The organism is Nesterenkonia marinintestina (genome assembly GCF_025420485.1).
Lineage (GTDB): Bacteria > Actinomycetota > Actinomycetes > Actinomycetales > Micrococcaceae > Nesterenkonia > Nesterenkonia marinintestina.
The window spans coordinates 62,057-89,053 of record NZ_JAOEFD010000006.1 but is presented as its reverse complement, the minus strand read 5'-3'; the positions used below and the strand labels follow the sequence as shown (position 1 = coordinate 89,053).

At 68.3% G+C, this 26,997-nt stretch carries 27 protein-coding genes; 2 read left to right on the top strand and 25 right to left on the bottom strand.

Translation table 11 applies throughout. From position 1 onward, the window contains the following. Position 1 precedes the first annotated feature (1 nt). The 23 genes from rplE to N7E59_RS06400 form a co-directional block, all read right to left on the bottom strand. The gene (rplE, locus tag N7E59_RS06510) at positions 2–580 is read right to left on the bottom strand and encodes a 50S ribosomal protein L5 (protein WP_261624110.1); all 579 of its coding nucleotides are present in this window, start codon (positions 578–580) and stop codon (positions 2–4) included. After that, positions 580–915, bottom strand: coding sequence for a 50S ribosomal protein L24 (rplX, locus tag N7E59_RS06505; RefSeq protein WP_261624109.1), 336 nt, complete (start codon positions 913–915; stop codon positions 580–582). Before rplX ends, rplE begins: the two co-directional genes overlap by 1 nt. Positions 916–918: 3 nt before the next feature. Next, positions 919–1,290, bottom strand: a complete 372-nt coding sequence (gene rplN, locus N7E59_RS06500; protein ID WP_261624108.1) for a 50S ribosomal protein L14 — start codon at positions 1,288–1,290, stop codon at positions 919–921. A 388-nt stretch (positions 1,291–1,678) separates the two neighbouring features. Beyond that, positions 1,679–1,984, bottom strand: a complete 306-nt coding sequence (gene rpsQ / locus N7E59_RS06495) for a 30S ribosomal protein S17 (RefSeq protein WP_261624107.1) — start codon at positions 1,982–1,984, stop codon at positions 1,679–1,681. Between the two features lie 2 nt (positions 1,985–1,986). After that, positions 1,987–2,268 (bottom strand): 50S ribosomal protein L29, encoded by a 282-nt coding sequence (gene rpmC / locus N7E59_RS06490; RefSeq protein ID WP_261624106.1) that lies wholly within the window; start codon positions 2,266–2,268, stop codon positions 1,987–1,989. Positions 2,269–2,270: 2 nt separating this feature from the next. After that, the gene (gene rplP / locus N7E59_RS06485; protein ID WP_261624105.1) at positions 2,271–2,687 is read right to left on the bottom strand and encodes a 50S ribosomal protein L16; all 417 of its coding nucleotides are present in this window, start codon (positions 2,685–2,687) and stop codon (positions 2,271–2,273) included. Further along, positions 2,687–3,496: a 30S ribosomal protein S3 gene (gene rpsC, locus N7E59_RS06480; RefSeq protein ID WP_261624104.1), complete on the bottom strand. Its 810-nt coding sequence runs from the start codon at positions 3,494–3,496 to the stop codon at positions 2,687–2,689. Before rpsC ends, rplP begins: the two co-directional genes overlap by 1 nt. Further along, positions 3,496–3,861, bottom strand: coding sequence for a 50S ribosomal protein L22 (gene rplV / locus N7E59_RS06475; protein ID WP_261624103.1), 366 nt, complete (start codon positions 3,859–3,861; stop codon positions 3,496–3,498). The genes rpsC and rplV overlap by 1 nt, the downstream gene beginning before the upstream one ends. Before the next feature lie 65 nt (positions 3,862–3,926). Further along, positions 3,927–4,208 (bottom strand): 30S ribosomal protein S19, encoded by a 282-nt coding sequence (gene rpsS, locus N7E59_RS06470; RefSeq protein ID WP_010145315.1) that lies wholly within the window; start codon positions 4,206–4,208, stop codon positions 3,927–3,929. Positions 4,209–4,220: 12 nt separating this feature from the next. After that, positions 4,221–5,057 carry a 50S ribosomal protein L2 gene (gene rplB, locus N7E59_RS06465; RefSeq protein WP_261624102.1) on the bottom strand — a complete coding sequence of 279 codons (837 nt, stop codon included), beginning with the start codon at positions 5,055–5,057 and terminating at the stop codon, positions 4,221–4,223. A gap of 37 nt (positions 5,058–5,094) precedes the next feature. Beyond that, complete coding sequence (gene rplW, locus N7E59_RS06460; RefSeq protein ID WP_261624101.1) at positions 5,095–5,400, bottom strand: 50S ribosomal protein L23; 306 nt, start codon at positions 5,398–5,400, stop codon at positions 5,095–5,097. After that, on the bottom strand, positions 5,397–6,017 hold the full coding sequence (gene rplD, locus N7E59_RS06455) for a 50S ribosomal protein L4 (protein ID WP_261624100.1): 621 nt from the start codon (positions 6,015–6,017) through the stop codon (positions 5,397–5,399). Before rplD ends, rplW begins: the two co-directional genes overlap by 4 nt. Positions 6,018–6,022: 5 nt before the next feature. Then, entirely contained in the window at positions 6,023–6,685 is a 663-nt protein-coding gene (gene rplC, locus N7E59_RS06450) for a 50S ribosomal protein L3 (protein ID WP_261624099.1), read from the bottom strand. A 23-nt stretch (positions 6,686–6,708) separates the two neighbouring features. After that, a complete protein-coding gene (gene rpsJ / locus N7E59_RS06445; protein WP_010524603.1) occupies positions 6,709–7,017 on the bottom strand; it encodes a 30S ribosomal protein S10 in 309 nt (102 codons plus the stop codon). Between the two features lie 599 nt (positions 7,018–7,616). Further along, positions 7,617–8,807, bottom strand: a complete 1,191-nt coding sequence (gene tuf, locus N7E59_RS06440) for an elongation factor Tu (protein ID WP_261624098.1) — start codon at positions 8,805–8,807, stop codon at positions 7,617–7,619. Between the two features lie 269 nt (positions 8,808–9,076). Continuing rightward, on the bottom strand, positions 9,077–11,191 hold the full coding sequence (gene fusA / locus N7E59_RS06435) for an elongation factor G (protein WP_261624097.1): 2,115 nt from the start codon (positions 11,189–11,191) through the stop codon (positions 9,077–9,079). Between the two features lie 155 nt (positions 11,192–11,346). After that, complete coding sequence (rpsG, locus tag N7E59_RS06430) at positions 11,347–11,817, bottom strand: 30S ribosomal protein S7 (RefSeq protein WP_261624096.1); 471 nt, start codon at positions 11,815–11,817, stop codon at positions 11,347–11,349. After that, positions 11,817–12,191, bottom strand: a complete 375-nt coding sequence (rpsL, locus tag N7E59_RS06425) for a 30S ribosomal protein S12 (protein WP_261624095.1) — start codon at positions 12,189–12,191, stop codon at positions 11,817–11,819. The genes rpsG and rpsL overlap by 1 nt, the downstream gene beginning before the upstream one ends. A 306-nt stretch (positions 12,192–12,497) precedes the next feature. After that, positions 12,498–13,337 (bottom strand): DUF4349 domain-containing protein, encoded by an 840-nt coding sequence (locus N7E59_RS06420; RefSeq protein ID WP_261624094.1) that lies wholly within the window; start codon positions 13,335–13,337, stop codon positions 12,498–12,500. A 168-nt stretch (positions 13,338–13,505) separates the two neighbouring features. Then, positions 13,506–17,393, bottom strand: a complete 3,888-nt coding sequence (locus N7E59_RS06415) for a DNA-directed RNA polymerase subunit beta' (RefSeq protein WP_261624093.1) — start codon at positions 17,391–17,393, stop codon at positions 13,506–13,508. Positions 17,394–17,454: 61 nt separating this feature from the next. Then, positions 17,455–20,961: a DNA-directed RNA polymerase subunit beta gene (rpoB, locus tag N7E59_RS06410; RefSeq protein ID WP_261624092.1), complete on the bottom strand. Its 3,507-nt coding sequence runs from the start codon at positions 20,959–20,961 to the stop codon at positions 17,455–17,457. Positions 20,962–21,214: 253 nt separating this feature from the next. Next, positions 21,215–21,871: a response regulator gene (locus N7E59_RS06405; RefSeq protein WP_261624091.1), complete on the bottom strand. Its 657-nt coding sequence runs from the start codon at positions 21,869–21,871 to the stop codon at positions 21,215–21,217. Further along, positions 21,868–23,220 (bottom strand): ATP-binding protein, encoded by a 1,353-nt coding sequence (locus tag N7E59_RS06400; protein ID WP_261624090.1) that lies wholly within the window; start codon positions 23,218–23,220, stop codon positions 21,868–21,870. Before N7E59_RS06400 ends, N7E59_RS06405 begins: the two co-directional genes overlap by 4 nt. Positions 23,221–23,356: 136 nt before the next feature. Between N7E59_RS06400 and N7E59_RS06395 the strand changes: the two genes are divergently transcribed. Both N7E59_RS06395 and N7E59_RS06390 read left to right on the top strand, forming a co-directional pair. Then, positions 23,357–24,775, top strand: a complete 1,419-nt coding sequence (locus N7E59_RS06395; RefSeq protein ID WP_261624089.1) for a PspC domain-containing protein — start codon at positions 23,357–23,359, stop codon at positions 24,773–24,775. Further along, on the top strand, positions 24,772–25,170 hold the full coding sequence (locus tag N7E59_RS06390; RefSeq protein ID WP_261624088.1) for a hypothetical protein: 399 nt from the start codon (positions 24,772–24,774) through the stop codon (positions 25,168–25,170). The genes N7E59_RS06395 and N7E59_RS06390 overlap by 4 nt, the downstream gene beginning before the upstream one ends. A 51-nt stretch (positions 25,171–25,221) precedes the next feature. On the opposite strand, the gene N7E59_RS06385 is transcribed toward N7E59_RS06390, so the two are convergent. Continuing rightward, a complete protein-coding gene (locus tag N7E59_RS06385; protein ID WP_261624087.1) occupies positions 25,222–26,241 on the bottom strand; it encodes a universal stress protein in 1,020 nt (339 codons plus the stop codon). A 286-nt stretch (positions 26,242–26,527) separates the two neighbouring features. Beyond that, the gene (gene rplL, locus N7E59_RS06380) at positions 26,528–26,917 is read right to left on the bottom strand and encodes a 50S ribosomal protein L7/L12 (protein ID WP_261624086.1); all 390 of its coding nucleotides are present in this window, start codon (positions 26,915–26,917) and stop codon (positions 26,528–26,530) included. Positions 26,918–26,997: the final 80 nt, after the last annotated feature.

Genomic DNA, 26,997 nt, shown 5'->3' with positions numbered 1-26,997 from the left:
CTTACTGGTCGGTCTTGAAGGGGAAGCCGATCGCCTTGAGCAGCGCCCGGCCCTCTTCGTCGGTCTTGGCGGTGGTCACCACGGTGATGTCCATACCGCGCGGACGGTCGATCCTGTCCTGGTCGATCTCGTGGAAGACCGACTGCTCGGTCAGGCCGAAGGTGTAGTTCCCGTTGCCGTCGAACTGCCTGCCCGAGAGTCCGCGGAAGTCGCGGATGCGCGGCAGCGCGAAGGTGACCAGGCGGTCCAGGAACTCCCACATGCGGTCGCCCCGCAGGGTGGTGTGTGCACCGATCGGCATGCCCTCCCGCAGCTTGAACTGCGCGATGGACTTCCGTGCGCGGGTGACCTTCGGCTTCTGGCCGGTGATCTGGGTGAGGTCGTTGACCGCACCGTCGATCAGCTTCGAGTCGCGGGCCGCCTCGCCGACGCCCATGTTGACCACGACCTTGACCAGGCCGGGGATCTCCATGACGTTGGCGTAGTCGAACTCGCTCTGCAGCGAGTCACGGATCTCGTCGCGGTACTTCGTCTTCAGTCGGGGGGTGATCTTTTCGCTCACGCTCTGCACCTCGGTCATCACAGGTCCTTTCCGGAGGCCTTGGCGTAGCGCACGCGCACCGTCTTGGTGCGGCCGTCACGCTCGACGGTCTCCTCCCGGTAGCCGACGCGGGTGGGCCTGCCGGACTCGGGGTCCACCACGGCGACGTTGGAGATGTGGATGGGGGCCTCGGACTCGACGATGCCGCCCTCGGTGTTGCCGAACTGGCCGGCGCGCAGGTGCCGCCTGATGCGGTTGACGCCCTCGACGACGACCCGCTCATCGGCGGTCCGCACCTCGAGGACCTTGCCCTGCTTGCCGCGGTCCTTGCCGCTGAGCACCTGGACGAGGTCGTCCTTCTTGATCTTTGCCATGGGTCAGAGCACCTCCGGCGCGAGCGAGACGATCTTCATGAACCTCTTGTCGCGCAGCTCGCGGCCCACCGGCCCGAAGATACGGGTTCCGCGGGGGTCCTGGCTGTCGCCCTTGAGGACCACGGCGGCGTTCTCATCGAAGCTGATGTAGGAGCCGTCGTGGCGACGTGTCTTCTTCTTGGAACGGACGACCACGGCCTTGACCACTTCGCCCTTCTTGACGTTTCCGCCGGGGATGGCGTCCTTGACGGTGGCGACGAAGACGTCGCCGATGCCTGCATAGCGGCGTCCCGATCCGCCGAGCACACGGATGACCAAGAGTTCCTTGGCACCGGTGTTGTCGGCGATCTTCAGCCGCGATTCCTGCTGAATCACTGGTGTATCTCCTGTCGTCTCGCCGGTTCTCGCCGATCTGTCCGACGAGCCTTGCGGAACTTCCTGATGAACGCTCCCCCGCCGCTTACCCCTGCGGTCGTCGTCCGGTGCGACCGGATCGATCTCTCACTGTCCGCAGGGCCGAGGCGGCCTGATGGGGGACGTGCGCTGTCCTGGGCCCCGCCGAGCCGTGTCGGTCAGTGCTCCCGACGATCGGCCCGTCGGGCCGACGCTCAGTGCGGGGTCCGCGGGATGGATGGTCCCGCGGAAAGGGCGCACAACCTCAATATCCTACAGCAGAGACGGCTCGGGACCCAACTCGCTGCTGCGAGCAGGGTCCCGAACCGTCGGAGTGAGCCTCACTGCGGCCCCCGTGCGGGGGCCGAGATCACTTGGCCTTCTCGATGATGCGCACCAGTCGCCACCGCTTGGTGGCCGAGAGCGGACGGGTCTCGGCGATGCGGACGGTGTCGCCCACGCCGGCCTCGCCGTGCTCGTCGTGCACCTTGAACTTGGAGTGCCGCTTCATGACCTTCCCGTACAGGGAGTGCTTCTTGCGGTCCTCCACCTCGACGACGATCGTCTTCTCCATCTTGTCGGAGACGACGACGCCGCGGAGGCTCTTTCGGTAGTTGCGCTCGGGCGCCTGCCGACCCTCGGCCGCAGCCTGGGTCTCGCTCTGGGTCTCGCTCATGCTCAGTCCTCAGCCTTCTCTTCGGATGCCGAGTCGGCCTGCGCCGACTCCTCGCCGCCGACGGTCTCGCGGATGCCGAGCTCACGCTCGCGCAGGACCGTGTAGATGCGCGCGATGTCGCGCTTGACGGCCTTCAGCCGGCTGGAGTTCTCCAGCTGACCGGTGGCGGACTGGAACCGGAGGTTGAAGAGCTCCTCCTTGGCGCTGCGCAGCTGCTCGGCGAGGGACTCCTCGTCCATCTCGGAGAGCCGATCCATCGTCAGATCCTTGGAACCGACTGCCATCGTCACTCACCACCCTCTCGGCTGATCACGCGTGCCTTCAGCGGCAGCTTGTGGATCGCCAGCCGGAGCGCCTCACGGGCGACCTCCTCGCTGACGCCGGACAGCTCGAACATCACGCGTCCGGGCTTCACGTTGGCCACCCACCATTCGGGCGAACCCTTGCCGGAGCCCATACGGACCTCGGCCGGCTTCTTGGTGATGGGCTGGTCCGGGTAGATGTTGATCCAGACCTTACCGCCACGCTTGATGTAGCGGGTCATGGCGATACGCGCCGACTCGATCTGTCGGTTGGTCACGTAGGCACGGCCCAGGGCCTGGATGCCGTACTCGCCGAAGACCAGCTCGGTGCCGCCCTTGGCGTTACCGCTGCGGTCCGGCTTGTGCGGCTTGCGGTACTTGACTCGCTTGGGCATCAGCATCAGCTCTGTCCTCCTTCTGCACCCTGCCCGGCGGCGGCGCCCTCGGACGCCGGCGCCTGCTGGTCGCGTCCGCGGCCGCCGCGACGACGGCGCTCGCCGCCGCGCCCACCGGCACCGCCGCGTCCGCCGCGGCCGGAGGGCTGGGAGGCCTGCTGAGCGGCCAGCTCCTTGTCGGTGAGGTCACCCTTGTAGACCCAGACCTTCACGCCGATGCGGCCGAAGGTGGTCTTGGCCTCGTGCTTGCCGAAGTCGATGTTCGCCCGCAGGGTGTGCAGCGGCACGCGGCCCTCGCGGTAGAACTCCGAGCGGGACATCTCAGCGCCGCCGAGACGGCCGGCGCACTGGATGCGGATGCCCTTGGCGCCCGAACGCATCGCCGAGGAGATGGCCTTCTTCATCGCGCGGCGGAACGCCACACGTGCGGCCAGCTGCTCGGCCACGCCCTGGGCGACCAGCTGGGCGTCGGTCTCGGGGTTCTTGACCTCGAGGATGTTCAGCTGGATCTGCTTGCTGGTGAGCTTCTCGAGCTTGCCGCGGATACGGTCGGCCTCGGCGCCGCGGCGACCGATGACGATGCCCGGACGTGCGGTGTGGATGTCCACCCGCACGCGGTCCCGGGTCCGCTCGATCTCGACCTTGGAGATGCCGGCGCGCTCGACCGAGCTGTTGAGCATCTCGCGGATCTTGACGTCTTCCTTCACGAAGTCCTTGTAGCGCTGACCCGCCTTGGAGGAGTCCGCGTACCAGTGGGAGACGTGGTCAGTGGTGACGCCCAGACGGAAACCGTTGGGATTGATCTTCTGACCCATTACTGATCCCCACCCTTCTCTTCGGTACCGACCACGACGGTCACGTGGCTGGTGCGCTTGTTGATTCGGTATGCGCGGCCCTGGGCGCGGGGACGGAACCGCTTCATGGTCGGTCCCTCGTCCACCCGTGCCTCGGTCACGAAGTACTCGTCCTCGTTGAAGGCGACGCCGGCGCGGTCGGCGTGCTGGCGTGCGTTCGCCATCGCCGAGGCCAGGACCTTGTAGACCGGCTCCGACGCACCCTGCGGGGCGAACTGCAGGATGGCCAGCGCCTCGTTGGCCTGCTTGCCGCGGACGAGGTCGACGACGCGCCGGGCCTTCATAGGCGTCACACGCAGGTAGCGCGCAATTGCCTTGGCTTCCATTGCTTTCCTTCTCTCGTGTCTCGATCGAAGTGCGAGCCTCCGCTGCTCCCTGTGAACCAGGGGAGTCAGCGGCGCTTGCCCTTCCTGTCGTCCTTCACATGGCCGCGGAACGTACGCGTGGGAGCGAACTCGCCGAGCTTGTGCCCGACCATCGACTCGGTGATGAAGACCGGGATGTGCTTGCGTCCGTCGTGCACCGCGATGGTGTGACCGAGCATGTCCGGGATGATCATCGAGCGGCGGGACCAGGTCTTGATGACGTTCTTGGTGCCCTTCTCGTTCTCAGCGTCCACCTTCAGGTAGAGGTGCTGATCGACGAAGGGACCCTTCTTCAGGCTGCGTGGCATTCTCGAAGGCTCCTATCGCTTGTTCTTCTTACGACGGCGGCGCACGATGAGCTTGTCGCTCTGCTTGTTCGGGCGACGCGTGCGGCCCTCGGGCTTGCCGTTGGGGTTGACCGGGTGACGACCGCCGGAGGTCTTACCCTCACCACCGCCGTGCGGGTGGTCGATCGGGTTCATGACCACACCGCGGACGGTCGGGCGGACGCCCTTCCAGCGGTTGCGGCCGGCCTTGCCCCAGCTGATGTTGGACTGCTCGGCGTTGCCCACCTGGCCGACGGTGGCGCGGCAGCGCACGTCGACGTTGCGGACCTCGCCGGAGGGCAGACGCAGCTGGGCGTACTTGCCCTCGCGGGCCACCAGCTGGATGGAGGCGCCGGCCGAGCGTCCCAGCTTGGCGCCGCCGCCGGGGCGGAGCTCCACCGCGTGGATGACGGTACCGAGCGGGATGTTGCGCAGCGGCAGGTTGTTGCCCGGCTTGATGTCGGCGTTGGGGCCGGACTCGATCGCCGCACCCTGGACCAGCTTCGCCGGTGCCAGGATGTAGCGCTTGGTGCCGTCGGCGTAGTGCAGCAGGGCGATGCGGGCGGTGCGGTTCGGGTCGTACTCGATGTGGGCGACCTTCGCCGGCACGCCGTCCTTGTCGTGACGACGGAAGTCGATCAGTCGGTACTGACGCTTGTGTCCGCCGCCCTTGTGACGGGTGGTGATCTTGCCCGAGCTGTTGCGGCCGCCGCTCTTGGACAGCGGACGCAGCAGGGACTTCTCCGGGGTGTCCCGGGTGATCTCTGCGAAGTCGGCCACGGACGCGCCGCGCTGGCCCGCAGTGGTCGGCTTGAGATTACGGATAGCCATGTTCTTCTTCCTCGATTAAGTGGTCTCCGCGCGCCGATCAGGCGAGCGGACCTCCGAAGATGTCGATGCTTCCCTCGCGGAGGGTCACGATCGCGCGCTTGGTCGCATTGCGCGAACCCCAGCCGAACCGGGTGCGGCGACGCTTGCCCGGACGGTTGGAGGTGTTCACCGAGTCGACCTTCACGGAGAAGATCTTCTCGACCGCGTACTTGATCTCGGACTTGTTCGCCTTCATGTCGACGAGGAAGGTGTACTTCCCCTCGTCGAGGTTCGCGTAGGACTTCTCCGAGACGACCGGGGCGATGATGACGTCCCGCGGGTCCTTGTTGGTCAGGACGCTCACTGGGTCTCCTCCTTCTTGGCGCCCGCCTGGTGGGCCAGGAAGGCGTCGTATCCGGCCTGGGTGAACACCACGTCGTCCGAGACGACGACGTCGTAGGTGTTCAGCTGGTCGGCGTACAGGGTGTGCACGTCGGGCAGGTTGCGCATCGACAGCGCGGCGACGTCGTCGCCGCGGTCGATGACCACCAGCCAGTTGCGGTCCTGTCCGCCCAGTCCGGCCAGCGCCTCGCGGGCGGCCTTGGTGGACGGTGCGTCGGCGACCAGCGCGTCGACCACGTGGATGCGGCCGGCGCGGGCACGGTCCGAGAGGATGCCCCGCAGCGCGGCGGCCTTCATCTTCTTGGGCGTGCGCTGGGCGTAGCTGCGCGGCACGGGGCCGTGCGCGACGCCGCCGCCGATCTGGTGCGGACCGATCATCGAACCCTGACGCGCCCGGCCGGTGCCCTTCTGGCGGAACGGCTTGGCGGTGGTGCCCGCCACCTCGGCGCGCGTCTTGGTCTTGTGGGTGCCCTGACGGGCGGCGGCCTGCTGCGCGACGACGACCTGGTGGATGAGCGTCACATTGGTCTTGGCGTCGAAGACCTCGGCGGGGAGGTCGACTGAAACCTTCTTGGCCATGAGGATCATGCTCCCTTCACTGCCGTGCGGACCAGGACGACCTGGCCGCGGGCGCCGGGGACGGCGCCCTTGATGAGCAGCAGGTTCTTCTCGGCGTCCACCGAGTGGACGGTGAGGTTGTGCGTGGTGTGACGGACGTTGCCCATCCGACCGGCCATGCGCACGCCCTTGAAGACGCGGCCCGGGGTGGCTGCGCCGCCGATGGCACCCGGCTTGCGGTGGTTCTTGTGCTGACCGTGGGAGGCGCCCACACCGGCGAAGCCGTGACGCTTCATGACGCCGGCGAAGCCCTTGCCCTTGGTCTTGCCGATCACGTCGACCAGCTGGCCGGCCTCGAAGGCCTCGACCTTCAGGTCCTGGCCGAGCTCGTAGTCCGAGGCGTCCGCGGTGCGGATCTCGACGACGTGGCGGCGGGGGGTGACCCCGGCCTTGGCGAAGTGCCCGGCCATCGGCTGGGTCACCTTGCGGGGGTCGATCTGTCCGTAGGCGATCTGGACCGCGGAGTACCCGTCGGTCTCATCGGTGCGGACCTGGCTGATGACGTTGGAGTCGGCCTGGACGACAGTGACCGGGATGAGGTTGTTGTCCTCGTCCCAGACCTGGGTCATGCCGAGCTTCGTGCCCAGCAGTCCCTTGATGTTCGTGTTCACACGGGAAATGTTGGTCATAGTTCTCTCAGCACCTCCCTGCTTCAGAGCTTGATCTCGATGTTGACGTCTGCAGGAAGGTCGAGACGCATCAGCGAGTCGACGGCCTTGGGCGTCGGGTCCACGATGTCGATCAGGCGCTTATGGGTGCGCATCTCGAAGTGCTCGCGGCTGTCCTTGTACTTGTGCGGCGAACGGATCACCGCGTACACGTTCTTCTCCGTCGGCAGCGGCACCGGGCCCACCACCGTGGCACCTGCGCGCGTGACCGTGTCGACGATCTTCCGGGCCGAGGAGTCGATGACCTCGTGGTCATAGGACTTCAGCCGGATGCGGATTTTCTGTCCCGCCATGGCGTCTGCCTCTCTTGTCAGTCCTTGAAGTGGTCCGTGCATCTGCTGCGGGCCTCGCGACGCCCTTCGGCGCCGACCGTCCCCGCACAGCCCGTGGTTCTGCCGGGACCTGCGCGGTCCCTCCAGAAAAGGCATCCGCCGTCCGGCGGTCCTGAAGCGGACCAGACGGCACTCCCCTTCTGCAGTTGTGGGCTGCGCATCGTCTCAGTGGTGAGGCACCTGATGCACACCCCGACAGGCGAACCCGCGAAACGGGCTGCTCGCTCTGCCGGACTCCGACCCCCGCGGTCGGGCGTGTCGCTTAGATGGGCAGACGAGGTCTGCGCACAGCGGAACACACCGCGTGGTCGGCGTAGTTCTGGAATGTCGGTCTGCTCATCGGACGGCGCACGGCGAGTCGCACACCTCTTCCTGAGCAACTTGTCTATCCTGACAGATTCGCCGAAGGCGCGCAACCCGTAGGGGCACCTCCCCGGACGTGCCGTCGCTCACGCTGCGGCCCCGCACGCGAAGGCCCCCCGAGGAACGGATCCTCGGGGGGCCTTCGGCACCTCAGGTCGAGTCTGCGACTCGGCGCTCAGGGGCGGAGGTCGATCACATCACTTGATGATCTTGGTGACGCGACCGGAGCCGACGGTGCGGCCACCCTCACGGATGGCGAAGCCGAGGCCGTCCTCCATAGCGATCGGCTGGATGAGCTCCACGGTCATCTCGGTGTTGTCACCGGGCATGACCATCTCGGTGCCCTCCGGCAGGTGGATCACACCGGTCACGTCCGTGGTCCGGAAGTAGAACTGCGGACGGTAGTTGGTGTAGAAGGGGTTGTGACGGCCGCCCTCGTCCTTGGAGAGGATGTAGACGTTCGCCTCGAAGTCGGTGTGCGGGGTGATCGAACCCGGAGCGGCGACGACCTGGCCGCGCTCGACGTCGTCACGCTTCAGACCACGCAGCAGCAGACCGCAGTTCTCGCCGGCCCATGCCTCGTCGAGCTGCTTGTGGAACATCTCGATCCCGGTCACGGTGGTCTTCTGCTTGTCGCGGATGCCCACGATCTCGATCTCGGAGTTGATCTTCAGGGTGCCGCGCTCGGCGCGACCGGTCACCACGGTGCCGCGGCCGGTGATGGTGAAGACGTCCTCGATCGGCATGAGGAACGGCTTGTCCTTGTCACGCTCCGGCTCCGGGATGAACTCGTCGACGGCCTCCATGAGCTCCTCGACGGTCTTGACCCACTCGGCGTCACCCTCGATGGCCTTCAGGCCGGAGGTGCGGACGACCGGGGCGTTGTCGCCGTCGAAGTCCTGGTCGGACAGCAGCTCGCGGACCTCCATCTCGACCAGGTCCAGCAGCTCCTCGTCGTCGACCATGTCGGCCTTGTTGAGGGCGACCAGCAGGGCCGGCACGCCGACCTGCTTGGCGAGCAGCACGTGCTCACGGGTCTGGGCCATCGGGCCGTCGGTGGCGGCGACCACGAGGATCGCACCGTCCATCTGAGCGGCACCGGTGATCATGTTCTTGACGTAGTCCGCGTGGCCCGGAGCGTCGACGTGCGCGTAGTGGCGCTTCTCGGTCTGGTACTCGACGTGGGACACGTTGATGGTGATGCCGCGCTCGCGCTCCTCGGGAGCGTTGTCGATCGAGGCGAAGTCACGCTGCTCGTTCAGGTCCGGGTACTTGTCGCCCAGCACCTTGGAGATGGCAGCCGTCAGCGTGGTCTTGCCGTGGTCGACGTGACCGATGGTACCGATGTTGAGGTGCGGCTTGTTCCGCTCGAACTTTGCCTTGGCCACAGGTTCCTCCTAAAGAACGTGTATCGGGTCAGAAGACTTACCTTCAGCCGCACGATTCCGGGCTGAAACTCTCGCAAGTCTACTGGGGCGCAGGGTTATAGGTGAAATTGTCCGGATGCTTGGCGGGAACGCTCCGGGGCTCCCCCGCCGCGACCGCTCCGTAGGGCCCCGCTACCGGATCCGGGGCCCGTCTCGGCCGTCGGCCGTCCCCCGGTCAGCTGACCGGGGACGACCGACGGCGGATCAGGTGCGGCCGCACGGTGAGTCGGTCACTCGCCGCGGGCCTTCTCGATGATCTCATCGGACACGGCCTTCGGAACCTCCGCGTAGGAGTCGAAGGACATGGTGAACACCGCGCGCCCCTGGGTGCGGGAGCGCAGCTCACCGATGTATCCGAACATCTCCGACAGCGGCACACCGGCCTTGACGACCTTCACACCGGCCGCGTCGTCCATGGACTGGATCTGACCGCGGCGGGAGTTCAGGTCACCGATGACGTCGCCCATGTACTCCTCGGGAGTACGGACCTCGACGGCCATCATCGGCTCGAGCAGGACCGGCTTCGCACGGCGGGCGCCCTCCTTGAAGGCCTGCGAACCCGCCAGCTTGAACGCCATCTCCGACGAGTCGACGTCGTGGTACTGACCGTCCAGCAGGGTCGCCTTGACGCCGACCATCGGGTAGCCGGCCAGCACGCCCAGGCTCATGGCGTCCTGGATGCCGGAGTCGACCGAGGGGATGTACTCGCGCGGGATGCGGCCGCCGGTGACGGCGTTGTCGAACTCGTACATCTCACCCTCGCTGGTGTCGAGGGGCTCGAAGTTGAGGATGACCTTCGCGAACTGACCGGAGCCGCCGGTCTGCTTCTTGTGGGTGTACTCGACCTTCTCCGCCAGCTGACGGATGGTCTCGCGGTATGCCACCTGCGGCTTGCCGACGTTGGCCTCGACCTTGAACTCGCGCTTCATGCGGTCGACCAGCACGTCCAGGTGCAGCTCGCCCATGCCGCCGATCTCGGTCTGGCCGGTCTCCTCGTTCAGGGTGACGGTGAAGGTGGGGTCCTCCGCGGCCAGCTTCTGGATCGCGGTGGAGAGCTTCTCCTGGTCGCCCTTGGACTTCGGCTCGATCGCCACCGAGATCACCGGCTCCGGGAAGCTCATGGACTCGAGGACGATCGGCGCGTCCGATGCGGAGAGGGTGTCCCCGGTGGTGGTGTCCTTCAGGCCGATCACCGCGTAGATGTGCCCGGCCACGACCTCCTCCACGGGGTTCTCCTTGTTGGAGTGCATCTGGAAGAGCTTCCCGATGCGCTCCTTCTTCCCCTTGGTGGTGTTCTGGATCTGCGCACCCGAGGTCAGCCGTCCGGAGTACACCCGGATGTAGGTCAGCTGCCCGAAGAACGGGTGGGCGGCGATCTTGAAGGCCAGCGCCGAGAACGGCTCGTCCTTGCTGGGCTTGCGGTAGAGGGTCTCCTCCTCGTCGTTGGGCGCGTGGCCCTCCATCGCAGAGATGTCCATCGGCGTGGGGAGGTAGTCCACCACGGCGTCGAGCATCGGCTGCACACCGCGGTTCTTGAACGCGGAGCCGCAGAGCACCGGGTAGGCGTCGCCGGCCACGGTCAGCTTGCGGATGCCGGCCTTGAGCTCGTCGATGGTGAGCTCTTCACCCTCGAAGTACTTCTCCATGAGCTCGTCGTCGGCCTCGGCGACCGCCTCGACCAGCTCGGCGCGGTACTGCTCGGCGCGCTCCTGGAGGTCCTCGGGGATCTCACGGGTCTCGTACTGCGCGCCCAGGGAGACGTCGCCCTTGGCGTCGCCCTCCCAGACCAGCGCCTTCATCGAGAGCAGGTCCACCACACCGGTGAAGTCGTTCTCAGCACCGATCGGCAGCTGCAGGACCAGGGGCTTGGCACCCAGGCGCTCGACGATGGTGTCCACCGTGAAGTAGAAGTCCGCACCCAGCTTGTCCATCTTGTTGACGAAGCAGATGCGCGGCACGTTGTACTTGTCCGCCTGACGCCAGACGGTCTCGGACTGGGGCTCGACGCCCTCCTTGCCGTCGAAGACCGCGACCGCACCGTCGAGCACGCGCAGCGCACGCTCCACCTCGACGGTGAAGTCCACGTGGCCGGGGGTGTCGATGATGTTGATCTGGTGGTCGTCCCAGAAGCAGGTCACCGCGGCGGAGGTGATCGTGATGCCGCGCTCCTTCTCCTGGGCCATCCAGTCGGTGGTCGAGGCGCCGTCGTGCGTCTCGCCCAGCTTGTGGTTGATGCCCGTGTAGAACAGGATGCGCTCGGTGGTGGTGGTCTTACCGGCATCGATGTGGGCCATGATGCCGATGTTGCGGACCTTCTTCAGGTCGGTGAGCACGTCTTGTGCCACGATTGATCCCCTTGATCTCTCAGGTCTCTCAGGAAAGGTGGGGGCGGAGGGTGCGGCGCACCGGCCCCGATCAGCCTACGCGGCCCGGCCGCGGCGGTGAAGCACGGAGCTGAGTCCGTCCTCACCGCCGGCCCGCGCCGCCGGCGCGAAGCCGCTCACCAGCGGTAGTGGGCGAACGCCTTGTTGGACTCGGCCATCTTGTGGGTGTCCTCACGACGCTTGACCGCGGCGCCGAGGCCGTTCGAGGCGTCGAGGATCTCGTTCATCAGGCGCTCGGTCATCGTCTTCTCGCGGCGGTCCTTGGCGTAGCCGACCAGCCAGCGCAGGGCCAGCGCCGTGGCACGGCCCGGCTTGACCTCGACGGGCACCTGGTAGGTGGCACCGCCGACGCGGCGGGAGCGGACCTCGAGGGCCGGACGGATGTTGTCCATGGCCTTCTTCAGGGTGGCGACCGAGTCCTCGCCGTTCTTCTTCGCGACCCCGTCGAGGGCGCCGTAGACGATGCGCTCGGCGGTGGACTTCTTGCCGTCGACCAGCACCTTGTTGATCAGCTGGGTCACCAGCGGCGACCCGTGGACCGGGTCCTGGACGAGGGGGCGCTTGGGAGCGGGTCCCTTACGAGGCATTACTTCTTCTCCTTCTTCGCACCGTAGCGGCTGCGGGCCTGGCCGCGGCCCTTGACACCCTGGGTGTCGAGGGCGCCGCGGACGATCTTGTAGCGCACGCCGGGGAGGTCCTTCACACGACCGCCGCGCACGAGCACGATGGAGTGCTCCTGCAGGTTGTGCCCCTCACCGGGGATGTAGGCGGTGACCTCGACGCCGCCGTTCAGACGCACACGGGCGACCTTCCGGAGGGCGGAGTTCGGCTTCTTCGGCGTCGTGGTGTACACACGGGTGCACACGCCGCGACGCATCGGGCTCCCCTGCAGGGCAGGGGTCTTGTTCTTGGCAGGCTTGACGGTGCGCCCCTTGCGCACCAGCTGCTGGATGGTAGGCACTATGCGTTCTCCATACGTGGTCGAGGCTTGACGCTCCACGTGGGGCGTCCGGCTCCTTGCCGTGGGGCCGTCTCGCCGCACCTCCTCGGAGGGCGGGCGGAATGGGATCCCACACGTGATCGTCAGCAGTGTTCTGCACGATCCCCGCGCGGCCGGCGTATCAGCCCCCAGGCGTGCAAAAATGTGGCATTTGCTGCGCAACGTGCCCGCAACCCGGACTGAGTCCTACTGCCACATAGAAACAATCGGATCTATGTTATCAGGCGGCCCAAGTCTTGGCGAACGCCTGCGGCGGTCGGCGGGAGCTCAGTCGGCCGCGCCGCCGCGAACCCGCCGGGTCCTGCGGCGCCGCAGCGACCGGCGCACCAGCAGGACGCACAGGGCGACGGGCGGGGCGAGCACGAGCAGGGCCGGCAGCATCGCCCCGGCGACGACGAGCAGCCAGTTCGCGCCCTCCGTCAGCCCCCTCCACCCGGACTCGAGTCCGCCCAGGAAGCCGCCGGCCTCGACTCCGCCCAGGGGTTCGCCGCTGATCTCGAGTTCGAGTGTGGACATCTCGATCCGATCGTCGAGCGCGCTCCGCTCGGCCTGGAGCGCCTCAAGCTCACTCTGACGCTCGCTCAGCGTGGTCTCCGCCTCGAGCAGGTCCTCACTGGTCTCGGCCTCCTCCATGATCTCGAGGAGGCGTTCCACCGAGGTCTCCGACGCTCCGATCCGCGCATCGAGATCCTCCGCAGCACCGGTGACGTCGCGGGAGGTCTCCGTACGCTCCACCACCTCGCCCACCTCGTCCAGCCCGTCGAGCAGATCGCCGAGGCTCTCCGCCGGGACCCTCAGCGTGAGAGCGGCGTCCCCCGCACCGCCGTCGTCCCCGGCGGACTCCCGGCGACTCTCCACGACCCCGTCGTAGGACTCGACCTGGGAGACCACCTCGTCCACGGCGTCGGCGGCGTCCGAGACCTCCATCGCCGCGCGCGCCGTGGTGATGATCGCCTGGTCCTCCGTCGGACCCTCTGCCGATTCCCCCTCCTGCTCGGCAGGGACCTCCCCGCCGACCGCCTGGTCCTCATCGGCGGCCGATCCGCATCCCGCCAGCAGCAGCACGCCGATCAGCAGGGCCACGATGCTCGTCCGTCCTCGTCCCATGCCACAGGACTTTACATTTGCAATTTGCGATCGTCAATCCTTGGTGGGCGGGAACGCGAGAGGGCCCGGCCCCCTCGGGGACCGGACCCTCTCATGTGCTCGCGGCTCGGCGACGCGGCCTCACCGTTCGGACCTCACCGCTCGGACCTCACCGTCAGGTGAGACCGATCACCGGAAGTCGAGCTCGGTGTTGTAGTCGTCCAGCGGGATGGCGTGGAACTCTCCGTCGCCCTCCATACCGGCGTAGTCGAAGCTCGTCCCGTAGAGGCTCGGGCCGGTGAACAGGTTCGCCTTGGCCTCCTCGGTCGGCTCCACGGTGGACTGCGTGTAGCGGTCCAGCCCGGTGCCGGCCGGGATGAGCTTTCCGATGATCACGTTCTCCTTCAGGCCCAGCAGCGGGTCGGACTTGCCCTCCATCGCCGCCTGGGTCAGCACGCGGGTGGTCTCCTGGAAGGAGGCCGCCGAGAGCCAGGAGTCGGTGGCCAGCGAGGCCTTGGTGATGCCCATCAGCTCGTCACGGCCCGACGCGGGCTGCTGCCCCTCGGCCACCGCCTTCCGGTTCTCCGCCTGGAAGCGGAACCGGTCGGCCAGCTCGCCGGGCAGCAGGTCGGTGCCGCCGGACTCGATGACGGTGATCCGACGCAGCATCTGCCGGACGATGACCTCCACGTGCTTGTCGTGGATGCCCACGCCCTGGGACTGATACACGTCCTGGACCTCGGAGACCAGGAACTTCTGAGCCGCCCGCGGGCCGAGGATGCGCAGCACCTGCTTGGGGTCCACCGCACCGGCCACCAGCTGCTGGCCGACCTCGACGTGATCGCCGTCGCCGACGAGCAGACGGGCACGACGCAGGACCGGGTAGGCCTTCTCCTCCGAGCCGTCGTCCGGGGTCAGCACCAGGCGCAGCTGCTTGTCCGACTCGTCGAGCCGCACACGACCGGCCGTCTCGGCGATCGGAGCCACACCCTTGGGGGTGCGGGCCTCGAAGAGCTCCTGGATTCGCGGCAGACCCTGGGTGATGTCGTCCGCCGAGGCGATCCCTCCGGTGTGGAAGGTCCGCATCGTCAGCTGCGTACCCGGCTCACCGATGGACTGCGCGGCGATGATGCCCACCGCCTCGCCGATGTCCACCGTCTTGCCGGTCGCCAGGGAGCGTCCGTAGCAGAACGAGCAGGTGCCCACCGGGGACTCACAGGTCAGCACGGAGCGGACCTTGACCTCGGTGATGCCGGCGTCGAACAGGCGCCGGATGAGCACGTCTCCGACGTCGGCTCCGGCCTCGCCCAGCACGGTGCCCTCGGAGTCGGCGACGTCGACCGCCAGCGTCCGGGCATAGGCCGAGTTCTCCACGGCGTCGTGCATGCGCAGTTCGCCGTTCTCATCGGCCACGGCGATCGGCACGGTCAGTCCGCGCGAGGTGCCGCAGTCATCCTCGCGGACGATGACGTCCTGCGACACGTCCACCAGACGACGGGTCAGGTAGCCCGAGTTCGCCGTCTTCAGCGCGGTGTCGGCCAGACCCTTACGGGCACCGTGGGTCGCGATGAAGTACTCCAGCACCGACAGGCCCTCGCGGTAGGACGACTTGATCGGACGCGGAATGATGTCACCGCGGGGGTTGGTCACCAGACCACGGATCCCGGCGATCTGCCGGACCTGCAGCCAGTTGCCTCGGGCCCCGGAGGTCACCATGCGGTTGATGGTGTTCAGCCGGTCCATCCCCGACTGCATCGCCGCGGCGACCTCCTCGGTGGCCTTCGACCAGATCTCCACCAGCTCCGCGTGGCGCTCGTCCTCACCGATCAGACCCATCTCGTACTGGGACTGGACCTTGGCGGCCTGGTCCTCGTAGGAGTCCATGATCGACTTCTTGTCCATGTCGGAGGTGATGTCCGAGATGGCCACGGTCACGCCCGAACGGGTGGACCAGTAGAAGCCGGCGTCCTTGAGGTTGTCCAGCGTGCGCGCCGTGGCCACGGTCGGGTACCGCTCGGCCAGATCGTTGATCAGCGCCGAGAGCTGGCCCTTGTCGGCCACCGAGTCCTGCCAGGGGTAGTCCTCGGGCAGCAGCTGGTTGAAGACGACCTTGCCCAGCGTGGTGGAGATCGTCGCCGGCTCACCGGCCTCCCAGCCCTCGGGCGCCGGCACCGCGTCGGAGGGCACGAAGCCCTCGACCCGGATCTTCGCCGGGGCGTTGAGGTGCAGCTCCCTGAGGTCGAAGGCCATCTGCGCCTCACCCACCGAGGAGAAGGCGCGACCGGCGCCCTGCTCGTCCTCACGGACCGTGGTCAGGTGGTGCAGACCGATGATCATGTCCTGCGAGGGCAGGGCGACCGGACGGCCGTCCGAGGGCTTCAGGATGTTGTTCGAGGACAGCATCAGGATGCGCGCCTCGGCCTGGGCCTCCGGGCTCAGCGGCAGGTGCACGGCCATCTGGTCGCCGTCGAAGTCGGCGTTGAACGCCGAGCAGACCAGCGGGTGCAGCTGCAGGGCCTTGCCCTCGACCAGCTGTGGCTCGAAGGCCTGGATGCCCAGACGGTGCAGGGTGGGGGCACGGTTCAGCAGGACCGGGTGCTCGGTGATGATCTCCTCGAGCACGTCCCAGACCTGCGGACGCTGGCGCTCCACCATGCGCTTGGCCGACTTGATGTTCTGCGCGTGGTTCAGGTCCACCAGGCGCTTCATGACGAACGGCTTGAACAGCTCCAGGGCCATCTGCTTCGGCAGACCGCACTCGTGCAGCTGCAGCTGCGGGCCGACGACGATGACCGAACGGCCCGAGTAGTCGACGCGCTTGCCGAGCAGGTTCTGACGGAAGCGACCCTGCTTGCCCTTGAGCATGTCGGACAGCGACTTCAGCGGACGGTTGCCCGGTCCGGTGACCGGGCGCCCGCGCCGGCCGTTGTCGAACAGGGAGTCCACCGACTCCTGCAGCATCCGCTTCTCGTTGTTGACGATGATCTCCGGGGCGCCCAGGTCGAGCAGACGCTTCAGGCGGTTGTTCCGGTTGATCACCCGGCGGTACAGGTCGTTGAGGTCCGAGGTGGCGAAGCGGCCGCCGTCGAGCTGGACCATCGGACGGATCTCCGGCGGGATCACCGGGACCGCGTCGAGGACCATGCCCTCCGGGGAGTTGCCGTTGGCCAGGAACGCGTTGAGGACCTTCAGCCGCTTCAGGGCCCGGGTCTTGCGCTGACCCTTGCCGTTGGCGATGGTCTCGCGCAGGGCCTCGGCCTCACCGTCCATGTCGAAGTTCGCCAGGCGCCGCTGGATCGCCTCGGCGCCCATGAAGCCCTCGAAGTACTGGCCGTAGCGTGCCCGCAGCTCACGGAACAGCGCCTCGTCGCCCTCCAGGTCGGAGACCTTGAGGCTCTTGAAGCGGTCCCAGACCTTCTCGAGCTGCTCGATCTCGGCGTCGGCGCGCTTTCGCACCTGAGCCATCTGCTTGTCGGCGGTGTCGCGGGCCTTCTTCTTCTCGGCGGCCTTCGCGCCCTCGCCCTCCAGACGCTCGAGGTCGTCCTCGAGGTCCTTGGCGACGGCGGCGATGTCGGAGTCGCGCTCGTCGGCGAGGTGCTTGGACTCCTGGTCGAACTCCGCCTGCAGGTTGGGCAGGTCGTCGTGACGACGCTCCTCGTCCACCGAGGTGATCATGTAGGCGGCGAAGTAGATGACCTTCTCCAGGTCCTTCGGCGCCAGGTCCAGCAGGTAGCCCAGACGCGACGGCACACCCTTGAAGTACCAGATGTGGGTCACCGGGGCGGCCAGCTGGATGTGGCCCATGCGCTCACGGCGCACCTTGGCACGGGTCACCTCGACGCCGCAGCGCTCACAGATGATGCCCTTGAAGCGCACCCGCTTGTACTTGCCGCAGTAGCACTCCCAGTCCCGGGAGGGACCGAAGATCTTCTCGCAGAAGAGCCCGTCCTTCTCCGGCTTCAGGGTCCGGTAGTTGATCGTCTCAGGCTTCTTGACCTCGCCGTAGGACCATCCGCGGATGTCGTCGCCGGTGGCCAGGCCGATGCGCATCGTGCCGAATGAGGATTCGTTGGACATAGTCCGGTATCTCTCTCTTCTCTAAAGATTCGTGACGTCGTGCGTGGAGTGTCCGGGAGGCTCAGACCTCTTCGACGGAGCTGGGCTCCGCCCGGGAGAGGTCGATGCCCAGCTCCTCAGCGGCGCTGAACCCGGTCTCCTCCGCATCACGCATCTCCACAGTGCTGCCGTCGGCGGAGAGGACCTCCACGTTCAGGCAGAGCGACTGCATCTCCTTGATCAGGACCTTGAACGACTCCGGAACCCCGGGCTCCGGGATGTTCTCGCCCTTGACGATGGCCTCGTAGACCTTGACGCGTCCGTGGATGTCGTCGGACTTGATGGTCAGCAGCTCCTGCAGGGTGTAGGCGGAGCCGTAGGCCTCAAGGGCCCACACCTCCATCTCACCGAAGCGCTGACCGCCGAACTGCGCCTTACCACCGAGCGGCTGCTGGGTGATCATCGAGTACGGGCCGGTCGAACGGGCGTGGATCTTGTCGTCGACCAGGTGGTGCAGCTTCAGGATGTACATGTAGCCGACCGACACCGGGTCCTCGAAGGGCTCGCCGGAACGACCGTCGAACAGACGGGCCTTGCCGTCGACGCCGACCAGGTGCTCCCCGTCGCGGGTCGGGTTCACCGACTCGAGGATGCCGGTCAGCTCGGTGGCCTCGGCGCCGTCGAACACCGGTGTGGCGACCTTGCAGGGGCCGGTCTCGCGCGGCAGGTTCGGCAGATCCCCCAGCCACTCGGGCTCGCCCTCGATGGTCCAGCCCTGCGAGGCGGCCCACCCGAGGTGGAGCTCCATGACCTGGCCGATGTTCATACGGCCGGGCACACCCATCGGGTTGAGGATGATGTCCATCGGGGTGCCGTCGGCCATGAAGGGCATGTCCTCCTCCGGCAGCACCTTGGCGATCACGCCCTTGTTGCCGTGGCGGCCGGCGAGCTTGTCGCCGTCGGTGATCTTGCGCTTCTGCGCGACGTAGACGCGCACCAGCTGGTTCACGCCCGGGGGCAGCTCGTCGCCCTCCTCGGCGTCGAAGATGCGCACACCGATCACCGTGCCGGACTCACCGTGGGGCACCTTCAGGGAGGTGTCGCGGACCTCGCGGGACTTCTCGCCGAAGATGGCGCGCAGCAGGCGCTCCTCCGGGGTCAGCTCGGTCTCACCCTTGGGCGTGACGCGGCCGACCAGGATGTCCCCGGCCTCGACCTCGGCACCGATGTGGATGATGCCGCGCTCGTCGAGCTGGGCGAGCATCTCGTCGGAGACGTTCGGGATGTCCCGGGTGATCTCCTCGGCACCGAGCTTGGTGTCACGGGCGTCGACCTCGTGCTCCTCGATGTGGATCGAGGTCAGGACGTCGTCCTGCACCAGGCGCTGGGAGAGGATGATCGCGTCCTCGAAGTTGTGACCCTCCCAGGACATGAAGGCGACCAGCAGGTTCTTGCCCAGGGCGAGCTCGCCGGCCTCCGTGGACGGGCCGTCGGCGATGACCGCCTGGCGCTCGACGCGGTCACCCTCGGAGACCCGGACACGCTGGTTGTAGGCGTTGCCCTGGTTCGAGCGCTCGAACTTCATGATCCGGTAGTGGGTCTGGGTGCCGTCGTCGTTGAGCGTGGTGACCATGTCGGCCGCCACGGAGGTCACGACACCGGGCTTCTCAGCGGTGATCGAGTCGCCGGCGTCGACCGCGGCGTACTTCTCCATACCGGTGCCCACCAGCGGGGACTCCGACTCCAGCAGCGGCACGGCCTGACGCTGCATGTTCGCACCCATGAGCGCGCGGTTGGCGTCGTCGTGCTCGAGGAACGGGATCAGCGCGGTCGCCACCGACACCATCTGGCGCGGGGAGACGTCCATGTAGTCGATGTCGTCGGAGGTGGCCAGCACCGGCTCACCGGCGCCGCCGCGCTGACGGCAGAGGACCTGCTCCTCGGTGAAGGTGCCGTCCTCGTTCAGCGGGGCGTTGGCCTGGGCGATCTGGGCGACCAGCTCGTCGTCGGCGGTGAGGTAGTCGATCTGATCGGTGACCCGGCCGTCCACGACGCGGCGGTACGGGGTCTCGATGAAGCCGAAGGAGTTGATCCGGCCGTAGGTCGCCAGCGAACCGATCAGCCCGATGTTCGGGCCTTCGGGGGTCTCGATCGGGCACATGCGGCCGTAGTGCGATGGGTGGACGTCACGGACCTCCATGCCGGCGCGGTCGCGGGAGAGACCGCCCGGACCCAGCGCGGAGAGACGCCGCTTGTGCGTCAGACCGGCCAGCGGGTTGTTCTGGTCCATGAACTGCGACAGCTGCGAGGTGCCGAAGAACTCCTTGATGGAGGCGACGACCGGGCGGATGTTGATCAGGGTCTGCGGCGTGATCGCCTCGACGTCCTGGGTGGTCATCCGCTCACGGACCACACGCTCCATGCGGGAGAGTCCGGTGCGGACTTGGTTCTCGATCAGCTCGCCCACCGCACGGATGCGGCGGTTGCCGAAGTGGTCGATGTCGTCGACGTTGACGTGGATCTCCGTCGGCTCACCCTCGCGGGCGCCGCGGATGGTGGGCTGACCGGCGTGCAGCGCGCAGAGGTAGTGGATCATCGCAACGATGTCCTCCTCGGTGAGCACCGAGGCGTCCGGGTCGGCGAAGTCCTTGTCGACGCCCAGCTTACGGTTGAGCTTGTAGCGGCCCACCTTCGCGAGGTCGTAGCGCTTCGGGGTGAAGTACAGGCCGCGCAGCAGGCCCTCGGCGGCCTCCACCGTGGGCGGCTCTCCCGGACGCAGCTTGCGGTAGATGTCCAGCAGGGCGTCGTCCTGGGACTCGAACGTGTCCTTCTCCAGGGTGGCGCGCACGGAGTCGTAGTCGCCGAACTCCTCGAGGATGCGGGACTCGGTCCAGCCCAGCGCCTTGAGCAGGGCGGTCACCGGCTGCTTGCGCTTGCGGTCCAGACGCACGCCGACCTGGTCGCGCTTGTCGATCTCCAGCTCGAACCAGGCGCCGCGGGAGGGGATCACCTTGGCGGTGAAGATGTCCTTGTCCGAGGTCTTGTCCGGGCTGCGCTCGAAGTAGGCGCCCGGGGAGCGGACCAGCTGCGAGACGACGACGCGCTCGGTGCCGTTGATGATGAACGTGCCGCGGTCCGTCATCAGGGGGAAGTCGCCCATGAACACCGTCTGCTGCTTGATCTCGCCGGTGTTGTTGTTCATGAACTCGGCCTTGACGTACAGCGGAGCGGCGTAGGTGGTGTCACGCTCCTTGCACTCGTCGACCGGCATCTTCGGGTCGGCGAACTCCGGCTCCGAGAAGCTCAGGGACATGGTGCCCTGGAAGTCCTCGATCGGGGACATCTCCTCGAAGATGTCGGCGAGGCCGGAGGTGTCGGAGACGCCCCGGACACCCTTCTCACGGGCCTCCTCCACACGAGCGGCCCAGCGCTCGTTGCCGACCAGTCGGTCGAAGGACTCGATCTGCAGCGCGAGCAGCTCGGGGACGTCCAGGGGCTCTGAGATCTTTGCGAATGAGAGTCGGCCGGCGTATTCAGACGTGCGGGCCGAGCTAGCGGTTTGAATCGATGAGGTGCTCGAGGCGACCAAGAGGAATCCTTCCACAGACCTTCGTAGCTTCCTTGGAGTCTGCGCACATCAAGGGTGCCCACCGCTATTTGAAGGCACGATCAGAGGGGAATGGCGCAAAAGTACAGCATAGAACATCTGCACAGGAGAGCGCAACGCCGACGACCGCGCCTCGCCCGGAGCGGTCCGCCCGTGGTGTATGGACCGAGCCTGCGCGCCTCGACGACCCGCGGTCCCGGCCGGTCGGCCCGACTCTAGCAGAGCGCCGTCCGTGTCAGACGATGCGGCGCTGCTCGGCCCACCGGGTGAGCTCGTAGCGCGAGGAGAGCTGGAGCTTCCGCAGCACCCTCGAGACATGGGTCTCCACCGTCTTGACGGAGAGGTACAGCTCGCCGGCGAGCTCACGATACGTGTACCCCCGCGCGATCAGGCGCATGACCTCCACCTCGCGTGCGGAGAGCCGATCGAGCTCCTCGTCACGGACCTCCTCCGCCGCGGCCGACGTGCCGAAGGCATCGAGCACGAAACCGGCCAGGCGCGGTGAGAACACCGCGTCGCCCCCGTGGACCGCACCCACGGCGGCGACGAGCTCGTCGGGACTGATCGTCTTGGTCACGTACCCGCGTGCTCCGGCGCGGATCACCGAGACGACGTCCTCGGCCTGGTCCGAGACGCTGATCGCGAGGAAGCGGGTGCCCTCCAGCAGGTCCCGGCAGCTGAGCACCACCTCGGCTCCCCCGCCTCCGGTGCCGCCGGGCAGGTGGACGTCGAGGAGCACGACGTCGGGGCGCTGCGCCCGCACCACCTCCGCCGCGGCGTCGACGTCGGCCGCCTCGCCGACCACCTGGAGCCGGTCGCCGATCTCATGGCGGAGGCCGGCCCGGAAGATGGCGTGATCGTCCACGATCACCACACGGATCTGCGCACTCATGCCGTCTCCTCGTCGCGTCCGCCCTCGGTGCCCGACTCCGTACCGGGTTCGGCCTCCGCCTCGACCGGCATCTGCAGCCGGACCTCGGTGCCGGACCCGGGGAAGCGGATCACGGCCTCACCTCCGGCCCGGCGCATCCGCCCGACGATGGACTCTCGGATCCCGAGCCGGTCGGCGTCGACCGCCCGGGGATCGAAACCGGGTCCGCGGTCCCTGACGTAGACGGCATCACCGGTCTCATCGGATTCGATGTAGACCGACGCCGGGCCCGCGTGCCGGACCGCGTTGAGCATCGCCTCCCGCGCGGCCGCCACGAGGACCCGGTGGTCGTGGCGGCCGGAGGAGCCGACGGCGACGACGTCGACGGCGACGCCGTGCTGCTCCTCGAGCTCCGCGGCGACCGCGAGGAGCTGATCCTTCAGGGTCCCCGGCTCGGCCCCATCCCGCCGGTAGAGCCAGCCGCGGAGCTGTCTCTCCTGGAGTCGGGCCAGTGTGCCGACCGCCTCAGGGTCGTGACGTTGCTTCTGGATCATCGCGAGGGTCTGGAGCACGGAGTCGTGCAGGTGGGCGGCGATGTCGGCGCGCTCCGCCTCGGCCGCGGCCCGAGCCCGCTGCGTGGTCGCCGTCCGGTAGAGCCGGATCAGCCACGGGGCGGCCACCAGGCCGAGCCCCGCCACCAGCATCGTGGCGATCACCAGACCCATGACGAGTTCGGCCAGGGGCACCAGCCCGGCGACCAGCAGCACCAGCGCCAGGACGACGAGGCCGGAGCCGACGGCGACCTGGCGGAGGGGGCCGGGCCGATCCCCCGCGCCCCGCGCGGAGTCGGGCCTGTCGACCTGGGGCCAGGCCACCAGCACGCCCAGGGTGAGCACCGCCGGCGGTGCGATGACCCACCAGTTCAGATCCGCACCGAGCAGAGCCGTGAGCATCAGCAGGGCACCGCCGAGCAGCAGCCCGCCGAGCAGCACCTCCGGGGAACCGGTGAGCGCGTCGGCCAGCCGCCGCAGCCGGACTCCGAAGTCGTCCCGGCCGGCGTCGACCACGCTCCGATCCGTCCCACCCGCGGGCGCCGCGCCCGAGGACGCGCCGTCGGCGGCCGGTCCGCTGAGCCCCCGCACGGCGGCCTCACCGGTCTCCTCATCGTCGGCGGGCACGAAGATCCACAGCCAGCAGTAGAGGACCACCCCGATCCCACCGGCCACGGCCAGGCCGATCATCGCGGCCCGGACCGTCGGCACGGAGACCTCGAGGTGCCGGGCCAGACCGAAGCACACCCCGGCCAGCGGGGTGTCGGCGGCGCGGCGCAGCTCGGGGCGCGGGCGCACCTCGGTGGGCGACTCCGGCATAGCTCCATCCTGCCACGGCGTCCCGGACGCCGATCCGTCTCCGCCCCCTCTCGGGGGTCCGACGGGGTCAGGTTCAGGGTCGCATCAGGGTGGACCCCCATAGCGGAGGAGCGGAGCCTGCGAGGAGACTGGGAGCATGGCTCAGCACCCTCCCCAGCACACCTCTCAGCCGGCCGAGGACGACACCGGCGACCCGCACGCCGGGCACCGCTTCTTCGACCGGATCCGACGCACGGGCCTGGTGCGCGCGAACTCGGGCTGGTTCGGCGGCGTCGCCGCCATGGTCGCCGCCCGGGTCCGCTGGGACGCCACCCTGGTCCGCGGGATCCTGGTCATCCTGACCCTGCTCTTCTTCCCGCCGATCTCGCTGACCTACGGTCTGCTCTGGCTGCTGCTGCCCGACTCGTCCGGGCGGATCCACCTGCAGCGGGCCGTCGCCGGCGAGCACGGCGGCGGACTCATCGGGGGCGGGCTCCTCGCCGCCGTGGGCGCGCTGACGCTGCTGAGCCCGTTCAGCCTCACCGGCGCCGTCGGCGTCGTGCTCAACGTCCTGGTGCTCGCGGGCCTGGTCTGGCTGATGACCGCGTCGGTGCGCCGCGGCCGCAGGTCGCCCGCGGAGGCCTCTCAGGGATCCTCCGGGTACGCCGAGGAGGACTCCACGCGACCCATGCCGCGGCGCACCGACGGCCGCCCGGCCTGGTATCCCACCACCGCCGCTCCTGAGCCCCCTGAGCGGTACGGCCCTCCCGAACCGAGCCCGAGACGGGACCCGGCGACTCGGCGGGGCCGCGGCGACGGGAGGCCGCGGACGAGGTCGACGACCTCGGCGGACGTCGAGACCCCCGGTGCCACCGCAGCGGAGCGTGAACGTCGCAGCCGTCGACGGCTGCTGACCTTCGGCACGCTGCTGCTGGCGGTCCCCACCCTGCTCGGCCTGATGGCCGTCGGCGGCGTGGTGGGGATCTCTCCCCTGACCGCCGTCCTGAGCTGCCTGATCGTCGTCGTGCTCCTGATGTCCTCGGCCCACATCGTCTCCGCGGTCCGCGGTCGACGCGGCCGCGGATTCCTGCTGGTCACCGCTGCTGCGGCGATGGTGCTGGTGTTCACCCTCGCCCACGGACAGGGCTTCCGCGGCGACGGCCTGCACGCCTTCGGCACCGACACCACCGACGCCGCCACCATGAGGTCGGCGTTCTCCGCCACCACGATGGACCTGCGGCACCTGGACCCCGCCGAGGCCGAGACCGTCGACGGCGTCGAGGTCCACTACGCGGACGTCAGCACCGCCTTCTCGTCCCTGGAGCTGCTCGTCCCCGACGACGTCGAGGTCGTGGTGGACGCGAACCAGGCCTTCGGCGGAATGAGCGCCCACACGGTCGGGGGGGAGCACGAGGGCGGCGGCCTGAGCAGCCGCGGATTCACCGTCGGCCCGGCCGATGCCGAGCGTCGTCTGCACGTCTCGATCAATGCGGCGTTCAACAGCATCGAGCTCTACGACGCCACCACCTACGCGCAGGAGACCGGTTCGTCCGCGGGCTCCGGAGAGGGACGATGATGACCCGACGGGACCACCACCCCGACCGTCCGCACGAGATCGACTCGCTGCTGGCCGAATCGCTGCAGACCACGACCGCGGAGGACTTCGACTGGAAGGAACCCGAGCGGGGCCCCCGATGGTGGGAGCGAGCGGAGGCGGAGGGCCGGCTCGTCGGAGCCTCCTCCGAACGCACCGCCGACCGCCCGGGATCCGACTCCGAGGAGCCCTCAGGGATGCGTCCCGGTCAGCTCGTCGTGGGCACGGTCTGCTTCCTGCTCGCCCTGTGGTGCCTGCTCGGCGTCGTCCTCGGGGTGATGGTGGACCCGCTGCTGGTCGGACTCGGAATCTGCACCCTCGCGGGGCTGATCCTCATCGCCGCGGGACTGCGGCCCCGCCGCCGGAGACGCCTCTGATCGGAACGGCGCACTACGGGGCAGGCCCGAGCAGGAGGAGCCGGGCCGGCCTCAGCCCTGGGCGAAGCGACGGTGGGAGCGCACTCGGGGGTCGGCGACGTCCGCGACGGCCATCAGCGGACCCTCGGCGTGGTGCATCACACCGTTCGAGGTCGATCCGAGGATCATCCCGGCGAATCCGCCGCGGCCTCGGGTGCCGACCACCGTCAGCCCGGCGGTCCGGGATTCGTCGACCATGACCTTCACGGAGCTGCCCACGGCGGCGACGGTCTCGATCTCGACGCCGGGCGCCTGCTCCCGCAGCCATGCCCGGTCCTCGTCCAGCCGGGCCAGGACACCGTCGTGCTGGTCCTTGCGCTGCCGCTTCTTGGGCGTCCAGGACGTGTCCTCGACGTGGTCGGTGTAGGCGGAGACCAGACGCAGCGGCACCCGGCGGGTCCGGGCCTCCTCCGCGGCTTCGAGGGCCGCCACGAGGCTGTGGCTGGAGCCGTCCACTCCCACCGAGACCGGAGCGGCGGAGACGTCGCGGTGCTCATGCTCGTCCTGGGAGGTGAACCGCTTGGGCACGATGATCACCGGGCAGCGGGACTTCCACGGCAGACCGGAGGACACCGATCCCAGCATGCGGCCGGCGAACCCGCCGCGGCCGCGGCTTCCGACCACGAGCAGGTCGGCGCGTTTGGAGAACTTCAGCAGGACGTCGGCGGCGTCGCCGTACTTGACGTATCCGCGCAGCCGTCCCGAGAAGTGGCCGAGGTGCTCCCGCGCCTCGAGCAGCACGTTCTTGCACCCGTCGCGCAGGACGGAGTCGTCGGCGAAGTAGTCGCCCGCGGCGCGCGCGGAGTCGGAGTACGGCGACAGCGAGTAGGCGATGACCATGGTCAGCGGCAGGCCCCGTCGGTCGGCCTCGTCGGCGGCCAGACGGAGGGCCCCCATGGAGTGGTCCGAACCGTCGATGCCCACGACGACGCCGAAGCCTGACTGCGGCTGCTCGCCTGCGGCCTGCTCCTCCCGGGCCTGCTCGCCCTGGGGCTGCTCCGGTGCGGCGTCTGTCTGTGCCGGGTCGGTCATGTCGGCGCTCCTGTTCAGTGCTCGGTCGGCCGACGGTCATCGGCCGACGTTCCTCATCCGTGCTCGGACGACGCCCTCAACGCCGCCCTGGGAGGGCGCTTCCTCCCTCCTCCATCCTAGCCGCACCTCGGCCGCGCACACCCGCCCCCGGGCCGGAGGTCCGCACACCCGCCGGACGCACGGATCCCCCGCCCCGGAGGTCCGGGGCGGGGGATCCGATGAGCGTCCTCGTCCCCCCTGCGGGGGCGAGGCGATGATGCTCAGCCGAGTCGGGCCGAGCTCAGGCTCACTTGAGGGTGACGGTGGCGCCGGCGCCCTCCAGGGTCTCCTTCGCCTTCTCGGCGGCGTCCTTGTCGACGCCCTCGAGGACCGGCTTCGGAGCGCCGTCGACCAGCTCCTTGGCCTCCTTCAGGCCGAGGGAGGTCAGACCGCGCACCTCCTTGATGACGCCGATCTTCTTGTCGCCGGCGGACTCCAGCACGACGTCGAACTCGGTCTGCTCCTCAGCAGCCTCGCCCTCGCCGCCGCCGGCGGCCGGTGCGGCACCGGCCACGGCCACCGGAGCGGCGGCCTCGACGTCGAAGGTCTCCTCGAAGAGCTTCACGAACTCCGAGAGCTCGATGAGGGACATCTCCTTGAACTGGTCGATCAGCTCGTCGTTGGTCATCTTCGCCATGTCAGGCGCTCCTTCTCATGTCTGTCATGTCTGAGTCTGCGACTCTCGCAGACCGCGACACCTGCGGATCTTCCTACGTG